Here is a 9,041-nt window from a genome sequence, read left to right on the forward strand (position 1 = left end):
AACAACATTTATTAAAATCATTAAAATTCATAAACTTAAACTTAAACTTAAACTTAAACTTAAACTTAAACTTAAACTAAGCTAACACACAGTACCAGGTAAACCTAATGGTTAAATTTGACTATGTGTTAATACGGTCTCGGTTGAATCATCGCTATGACTATCATCAAGCTGTTGTGCTTCACAGGCTGCAACATGACTTTGTTGCATCTTTAATGCGAGATATAAATCTGAGCGAATAGTAATACCTTCTTCGCCCGACACCATATCTGTTTGTTCAAACCAGCTAATTAACTGCCGCTTACGCCCTGCCAACACTAAACTGACACCACGCTTTCTTAATAACACATCGATGTCGGTCAGCATTGCCATTACGCTTAGATCTAAATGAGTAAAGCAAGGTACCGCATCTATAATCACACATTCGACCGTTTCAAGTTGGTTCTGCCGAGCAAAGCGTTCAAGTAGACGGCGCTTAAAATAGGTAGCATTAAAATAGGTCAGCGGAGAGTTGAACCGATAAATAAACACACCAGGTACCGATGAGGCTTTGTCGCTGCTATCTAAGCTGCGAATAATGCCTTTTGCATCCAGCCCCAACACTAGATCCGTCGGTCGCATAACCGTACGAAGAAACTGAAACAATCCTAATAACACTGCAAGGGTGATCCCAGGGATCACGCCAATAAAAAGTACTGCGAGGAAAGTGGTTAAAGCTAAATAAAACGCTTGGCGATCACGTAAACGTAAGCCCCAAATCGCTTTTAAGTCGATAAGGTGCACAGACGCTATTACTAATACTACCCCGAGCGCTGCGCTGGGAATAAATTCTAACGGCGCGGTTAAAAACACCGCCACTACGGCGATTAACACGGCAGCAATTACCGACACTAATTGAGTTTTGCCGCCGTTAGCATCGTTCACCGCAGTACGAGAATCTGCACCACTCACGGCAAAACCTTGCGATAAAGCGGATGCAATATTGGCTAAGCCTAAGGCTTTAAACTCTTTGTCGGCATCAATGTCGTAACCATTTTTAGCAGCAAAACTGCGCGCGGTCAGCATCATACTCACAAAACTAACCATGGCTAAGTTAAGTGCCGGCATCACTAATTCACGCGCAATACCAATGTTAAACACAGGAGCTTGAAATGATGGCAAGCCACCTGCCACGCTACCAATAACCGCCACATCATAATCGGTTAAATGAAAAGCCCACACCAATGCACCACCTACTGCAATTGCAAACATTGATGCTGGCCATGTCGGTTTTAACCGCTTCATCACAAAATAAACAACCACCGTCAGAATGGCCATCAACAATGTCGGTATGTGAGTTTGTGATAAGTAACTTGGCGCACCACCTAGGCGTTCAAGTAAGTATTTTTCATCAAAGGTAAAACCAAATATTTTCGAGAATTGACCAACAATAATGGTAATGGCAACACCGTTGAGTAGCCCCATCAGAATAGGTTTGGATAAGAAGTCGGCTAACACGCCTAATTTAAATCGACTCGCAATCAAGCACCAAAAACCAGTCATAACGGTCATGGTCATCACTAATTGCCAATGTTTTAGACTGTCGCCAGCGGCTAGTGGCGTCACAACAGCGGCAATTACCGCACACGTTGCAGCGTCAGGGCCAACGATAAGTTGTCTTGAGGTGCCAAATAAGGCGTAAATAAGCATCGGTAACACGCATGAATACAAACCTACTGCTGCATTGACGCCCGTTAACTGTGCGTACGCTATTGCAACAGGTAAAGCGACGGCGGCAACAGATAAACCTGCACGAACGTCATCTTTAAGCCAGCTTCTCTCGTAACGAGAAAAGGTTTCTAAACCAGGCATAAATCCATATAACCGACTCAGCAACACAACAACCTCAATAATAATAAAGTAGGTTGTTATCATAGTTTTATTTCAAATTAATTACGACATATTCACTAACGATAAATAAAATTTCATCCTCAACAAAACGCCAAGCGAGTTAAGCTTGGCGTTTTCGTCACTCATTTATGGCTAAACAAGATGGTTAAACAAGAATAAGTAAATCATGCACAACAACCAATATCGTTACTGCAAGCGTAATTGATATGTCTCTAAAACGCCTCAATAAAATGATTCTGTCAACATAAGGGTAAACGTAAAGATAAACACAAACGGCGCACATTATTCATTACAAAAATCAGCCGCAGTAAATGCTCCGTAACGTGGTAAACTAGCGTCGATTAAATTAGCATCTTCTGCAACACCTAAAGCACACGAGGTTCACGTGGTATCGCCATCAAAATCCGACTCATCTCCAGTCTCTGCGGGTATTCCCCACTTAGCTATGCTAATCCCTATGCTGGCCGCTATTGTTGCCATCACGCCTTTAGCTATCGATATGTACCTACCGGCTATGTCCATCTTGGCATTAGGTTTTGATACCGACATCACCACAGTGCAACAGTCACTCAGTATTTATCTTGCTGGTTATGCGTTAGGTATGCTGATTTTTGGCCCCCTTGCCGACAAAATTGGTCGTCGACCCCTAGTTATCTTTGGGTTGTTAGGTTTCACCATTATCAGCTTGTTAATTGCACTTAGTACCAGTATTGAACAGTTTTTGATATTGCGTTTTGCACAAGCTCTCATTGGTGCCGCTGCCACCGTTGTAGTACCAGGTTACATTAAAGAGATCTATGGCGACAATACAGCTAAAGGTATGTCTTATGTCAGCCTTATTATGATGTTAGCGCCATTACTTGCCCCAACGATGGGCAGTTTAATTATGGAACTCGGCGATTGGCACCTTATCTTTTTAAGCCAAAGTTGTTATGCCATCACATTATTGGCGTTAGTCTTATTCAAGCTAAAAATGCCCAGCGATAAAGACCTAGGCGGTCGTAGCCAAAAGACATTTTTAGGCGGTTACTACACAGTATTTGCTCGCAATGGTGTAAAACTGAATTTATCCAGCGGAGTATTAACGTCGTTTGCTTTCTTTTGTTACTTAACCGCTTCGCCATTTATTTACATGGAAGTGTTTAATTTAGATAAATCGCTGTTTGCGATTTTATTTAGCACTAATGTGGGAGCCTTGATGCTCGCCAACATTGTTAACTCTAGAGTGGTTACCCGGTTCGGATCTAAACGGATGTTGCATGTGTCAACATTCTTCGGGATTATTGCCGCAACGGGCTTGCTCGCGGTTAATTTACTTGATTTAAGCTATCACTTTACCGTGTTAATGCTTATCCCTTTAATGGGTTCGCTCGGGGTAATGTCGGTCAATGCCGACGCCATTGTATTAATGAAGTTCAAACAAGAAACCGGCACCGCAACGGCCGTTATCGGCACGTTAAGATTTGGTTTTGGCGCCGTCGCGGGGCCATTGTTGGCGTATTTTTATGATGGTAGCGCCGTGCCCTTTTCTGCACTGATGCTTGGTTCAATATTGCTAGTCGGTGTATGTCAGTTTTTTCAAAGCACTTTAACTAGAACTGAATAACACCACATATTCCCGTCAGAACATTATGTAAAGGCCACTATTTTAGTGGTCTTTTTATTGCCTATTTGTTGGCTTTAAACATTAAAAATAGCTTTCCTAAACGCCTATAGCCCTACGTAAACATCAAACTCGCCACAACAACTAAAAGCAGCCCATAAACATGAAATGATTTCAACCTTGATAAATAATTAACTAAAGGGGTTGCAGTAAAAATAAATTTACATAAGATGGAGGCTAGTTACTGATTCAGTAGCAATGAAACCAGCCATTGAATATTGCGACAGCAATTTCAATTTTCGAGTTTGAATTATCCTTCAAACTTATTGATTAAAACGATTACCGTCGTTGTATACAAGATACTGTTTACCATACGGTAACTTAACAAGGATTCATTTCATGGAAAAGCTTTCTGGCGCGAGTATGATCGTGCGCTCACTAATAGATGAAGGTGTCAGCCATATCTTCGGTTATCCCGGCGGTTCGGTGTTAGACATCTATGATTCTCTGCATAAAATATCTGGTATTGAACACATCCTAGTTCGTCATGAACAAGCAGCTGTGCACATGGCTGATGGTTATGCCCGTGCAACTGGCAAAGTTGGTGTCGTGTTAGTCACTTCAGGCCCTGGTGCTACCAATGCTATTACCGGTATTGCCACCGCTTACATGGATTCAATCCCACTGGTTGTGTTGTCTGGTCAAGTGCCGAGTAATCTGATTGGTAATGATGCCTTCCAAGAATGCGACATGATTGGTATTTCTCGCCCAATCGTTAAGCACAGTTTTTTAATAACAGACGCTAAAGACATACCCGAAACAGTTAAAAAAGCCTTTTTTATTGCCGCTACCGGTCGCCCTGGCCCTGTGGTCATTGATTTGCCTAAAGACTGTTTAAGCCCAGATATACTGCATGATTATGTTTATCCGGACAGCGTTAAAATGCGTTCGTACAACCCCACCACATCAGGTCATAAAGGCCAAATTCGTCGCGGTTTACAAGCCCTGTTGGCGGCTAAAAAACCGGTATTATATGTCGGTGGCGGCGCGGTTATTTCGGGTTGTGATGCACAAATTCTTGCCCTTGCTGAACGTTTAAATATCCCCGTCGTGAGTACCTTAATGGGCTTAGGCGCGTTTCCTGGCACCCATAAGCAGAGTTTAGGCATGCTAGGAATGCATGGTTTATACGAAGCGAATATGGCAATGCACAACACCGATTTAATCTTTGGTATTGGGGTCCGTTTTGACGACCGCACCACCAACAATGTTGAAAAGTATTGTCCTAACGCAACCATTTTACACATCGATATTGATCCATCTTCTATCTCTAAAACGGTTCGGGTCGATATTCCAATTGTTGGCTCTGCCGATAATATTTTAGACGGCATGTTAGATCTACTTGATGAATCAAAAGACACTAATGATGCTACCGCGATGGCTGCATGGTGGAGCGACATTGAAATTTGGCGTTCACGTAAGAGCTTAGAGTTCGATCGCACTACCGATAGAATCAAACCACAACAAGTTATTGAAACATTGTACAAACTCACCAATGGTGACGCTTATGTGGCGTCGGATGTCGGCCAGCATCAAATGTTTGCCGCGTTATATTACCCGTTCGATAAACCACGCCGTTGGATTAACTCAGGTGGATTAGGCACCATGGGCTTTGGTTTGCCTGCGGCAATGGGCGTTAAAATGGCGTTCCCTGAAGCTACCGTGGTGTGCGTTACGGGCGATGGTTCTATCCAAATGAATATTCAGGAGCTTTCAACGGCACTGCAATATGATACTCCGGTTAAAATTATCAACCTAAACAACCGTTTCCTTGGCATGGTAAAACAATGGCAAGACATGATTTATTCAGGTCGTCATTCCCATTCTTATATGGATTCTGTGCCTAATTTTGCCAAAATTGCTGAAGCCTATGGTCATGTTGGTATGAACATTAGTCACCCAGATGAACTTGAATCTAAGCTCGCTGAAGCGTTGGCGATGAAAGACAAGTTAGTGTTTGTTGATATCAGCGTAGATGAAACGGAACACGTTTACCCAATGCTCATTCGCGGCGGCGCGATGAACGAAATGTGGCTAAGCAAAACGGAGAAAAGCTAATGCGTCGTATAATTTCTGTATTACTTGAAAACCAACCAGGCGCATTGTCACGAGTAGTGGGATTATTTTCTCAACGTGGCTACAACATCGAAAGCTTAACCGTTGCGCCGACTGAAGATGTGACCTTGTCGCGCTTAAATATTACCGTGATTGCCAATGAAAATATTCTTGAGCAAATTGAAAAGCAATTGCACAAGCTTATCGATATTTTGAAAGTGGCTAACATCACAGAATCGGCCTACATTGAACGTGAAATTGCGTTGGTGAAAGTAAAAGCCCAAGGCGAACAACGCGAAGAAGTGAAGCGAACAGCTGATATTTTCCGCGGTCAAATTGTTGATGTTACGGCCAATCTATATACCATTCAAATGGTTGGCACCAGTGATAAAATTGATGCATTTATCCATGCTATTAGCGACACAACTAAGGTGATTGAAATATCACGTTCAGGCGTGGTCGGTTTAGCCAGAGGTGAAAAGTCAATGAGAGCCTAATGGCTTATTGATACAAAAAAGCAGAGCCCTATTGGGACTCTGCTTTTTTATTGGCTATTTAGTGCTGGATGGCGTGATAACACATTCACTGAATCATTAATTGAAATGATTCTTTAATAAAAAACGTTCAGCTCTCATGACGTTCAAATCACATAATCTCTGTATCACATAACCTCTATATCTTATGGCATTCAAACCTCAAAAAGTCCTGACGATTTCAAACTTATCAGCCAACCCAATCGAACACGGAAACCTTCCTGTAAATTAACTGTATAAAGGTTTGCTCACGACCGGCTTAGCTTCAACAATATAGCGATACTCAGCATTGCCACTCAATTGGTCAAACGGATAACAGGTTATCAAGGTTAAATGACTTTCAGCTGTTGGGGCCAGCACATCTAAGTCGGTTTCATGCACCACATGAGTGGTAGTAATTTGATATAACACTCGCTCACCTGCAGTGCTATAAAGCTCAATCATGTCGCCTACCTTAACGTATTGTAAACGCATAAAATGACTGTCTCGATGGCCGGCAATTATCATATTGCCCTGCTCACCCAACGCAGCTCCCGCTAACATCAACCCAGGCCCAAATGCTAAATTGCGCCCAGATGCCCCTGCTAATACGTACAAGTCACTGCCTAAAGGTTGCAAGCTATCATTGTGTTGTTGCAACACACGCATCTTAGCCACCGGATGAGTGTCTGCCCAAGACCAGGGTTTATGCGGTTGGCTATCGGCCAAGGTTTTTTCAAAAGCACGTTCAATTAAAAACTGGGCAAAATGGGCTTTAGCTTGCATATAACCTCCCTGTAATAATAATGCACATCCCAGTACGCTTAGAAGCACAATCACAATCCAATGCTTGGTCGGTGATATTGTTCGCTGCATATTTCCGCTCCTGTTTAATCATGTGATTCAATCACTAACAATTGGCCTGGTAAGCGTTGTCTTAGCCATAAATAGTGCAACAATCCTAAGCCTAATAAACTAAAACCAATTAATAACCATAATCGACTAGCGGTACCGGTTTGTGGTAATACTTGCGACGATTGAGCTGCATTTAATCCATGGGGCATATGCGGTTGTAACTGCACATCTATTGGATTATCAACCAATGGGTTAACCGGAGTCACATCAACAGCAACTAAACTGGTCTGGCTGGTCACCAAGTGATACAGCAAGCCTAATGCTTCAACTTGCTTATTAACGCGGTCGCGGCTGGCATTGTCTTTATAAAGCTCAAGTGATGTTATTTGCGCATTTGCCCATAATAAATCAATGCCTTTAGCTGCTTGGTTTTCTTCAAAATTAAGTTGTTGCTGCCAATACTGACCATTAATGCTGCCAGACACTATGATAGGCTGTTGTTGGTGTGATGCCGATTTAATGCTTACCCAAAGGGGTTCATTTTGGTATAAATCACTAATGGTGGTCGGCCAATAATCCGGTACGCTGCCATCAAGATAGTACAAGCCAATATTGGTCAACACGGGTTGCTCTATTTTATTAAGTAATTGCTCAATTTTTTGCTGCACTTCAGACTCTTTGCCAATGTAGGTAAATGTTCCTCGCCCCATTGTTGCTGCTCGGCGCATAAAATCGGAGTTCGGCGCAGAGCCAATACCAACCGTAAATAATCGGCTGTCACCTAACTGATCGTTAATAAGCTGATACAACTCATGTTCATTGCCAACGGCACCGTCGGTCATAAAAATCACTTGGCGTAGCATTTCACTGTGGGCATCGGTTTGATCAGAATCTTGCTGTACGCTGTCCACCAGCGCAGTTTGTAATGCACTGCGCATTTCGGTGCCGCCGTCAGCGTCTAATGACTGGATAAATCGGTTTGCTTTGCCAATATTACGGCTATTAGCAGACAATGGCGTGGCAGATAACATTGTTACGTCACTATTAAATTCAATAATATTAAAGCTGTCGATGTCACGCAGTCCCGCTAGTGCAAACTGTAATGCTTGCTTAGCTTGAGTAATAGACTGGCCAGACATAGAACCAGACGTATCGATAACTAAAATCAGTTCTCTGGCAATAAGGTGTTGCTCGCTTACTTCCACACTCGGCGGCATTAACATCACTAGCGAGTACATATTGTTATCAACCGGATTAGGTTGTCTTTGTGCTGTTTCTGAACGCTCGTCGCTATTGTCTGCTAAATGAGTTTTACCGGTTTGATAAAACGTCGCTGCTTTTGGTACTGCGCCTACATTAGCCTGCCATTGCAATACAAAATCACGGTCGGCAATTTGTTTGCCGGCAAAGTTCACACTGTAATGATTACCTACATTAGATTGCTTAATCGGATGATAGAGACTGTCTAACGAGGTTAGTTCAAAACCAGCATCAATGTTCACCTGCATCTTTACATCTAGTGCAGGCCTGACGTGTTTAGCAGACGTCGCCGTATTAGCGCTCGATGGCATGGCCAATAGCGGCTGCTCGGTAGTGCGATCAGCTTGCGGGTTATAACGCGGTGTTATCGCTAATGGAAAACGTAAACTAAACAGCCCATCACGATACTCAACCTTTTGTTGATAACTAATTTCGACCACGAGTTGTTCGTGTGGCCCTAAATTGGCCACATCTGAGGTAAACAAATTGCGTCGTTGTTGCTGTAACAAACTCGCTTGTTTACCTTGTTTTTTGGCGTTTTCAAAAGTCTGTAATGCTTGTTTTTTAGGTTGAATTTGTCCGGCGATAACTTTGTCGCCAATGCGTAACTGCATGCTATCGACCGCTGCAGTTTCAGGTAACGGGAATAAGTATCGCCCATTCACCCATTGATCAGAATCATTGATAAACACTTGCTTAACCGTGACCCGATTGAGTAATCCCGACACATCCATGCTCACTTGTGTATCTAGCGCAAAAGCTTGTATCACTTGATTTTGTTGAAAGTACTCTAATGTGCCTTGAGT

The 9,041-nt window shown here is 42.8% G+C and carries 6 protein-coding genes; 3 read left to right on the forward strand and 3 right to left on the reverse strand.

All coding sequences use genetic code 11. The annotated features are described in order from the left end of the window. Positions 1-111: 111 nt before the first annotated feature. Positions 112-1,914 carry a SulP family inorganic anion transporter gene (locus CXF78_RS03185; protein ID WP_374702266.1) on the reverse strand — a complete coding sequence of 601 codons (1,803 nt, stop codon included), beginning with the start codon at positions 1,912-1,914 and terminating at the stop codon, positions 112-114. Between the two features lie 421 nt (positions 1,915-2,335). Here CXF78_RS03185 and CXF78_RS03190 point away from each other — a divergent pair, with 421 nt between their 5' ends. The 3 genes from CXF78_RS03190 (at position 2,336) to ilvN (ending at position 6,105) form a co-directional block, all read left to right on the forward strand. Next, complete coding sequence (locus CXF78_RS03190) at positions 2,336-3,496, forward strand: multidrug effflux MFS transporter (RefSeq protein WP_049763580.1); 1,161 nt, start codon at positions 2,336-2,338, stop codon at positions 3,494-3,496. 396 nt (positions 3,497-3,892) lie between these two features. Continuing rightward, the gene (locus CXF78_RS03195) at positions 3,893-5,611 is read left to right on the forward strand and encodes an acetolactate synthase 3 large subunit (protein ID WP_011637095.1); all 1,719 of its coding nucleotides are present in this window, start codon (positions 3,893-3,895) and stop codon (positions 5,609-5,611) included. Continuing rightward, the gene (ilvN, locus tag CXF78_RS03200) at positions 5,611-6,105 is read left to right on the forward strand and encodes an acetolactate synthase small subunit (protein WP_011637094.1); all 495 of its coding nucleotides are present in this window, start codon (positions 5,611-5,613) and stop codon (positions 6,103-6,105) included. The genes CXF78_RS03195 and ilvN overlap by 1 nt, the downstream gene beginning before the upstream one ends. Before the next feature lie 264 nt (positions 6,106-6,369). On the opposite strand, the gene CXF78_RS03205 is transcribed toward ilvN, so the two are convergent. Further along, complete coding sequence (locus tag CXF78_RS03205) at positions 6,370-6,996, reverse strand: class GN sortase (RefSeq protein WP_059745022.1); 627 nt, start codon at positions 6,994-6,996, stop codon at positions 6,370-6,372. Positions 6,997-7,010: 14 nt separating this feature from the next. Further along, positions 7,011-9,041, reverse strand: a 2,031-nt coding sequence (locus CXF78_RS03210) for a marine proteobacterial sortase target protein (RefSeq protein WP_102035961.1), incomplete at its 5' end; no start/stop codon positions are given.

Origin of the sequence: Shewanella sp. 11B5, from assembly GCF_002836795.1 — a bacterium.
Lineage (GTDB): Bacteria > Pseudomonadota > Gammaproteobacteria > Enterobacterales > Shewanellaceae > Shewanella > Shewanella frigidimarina.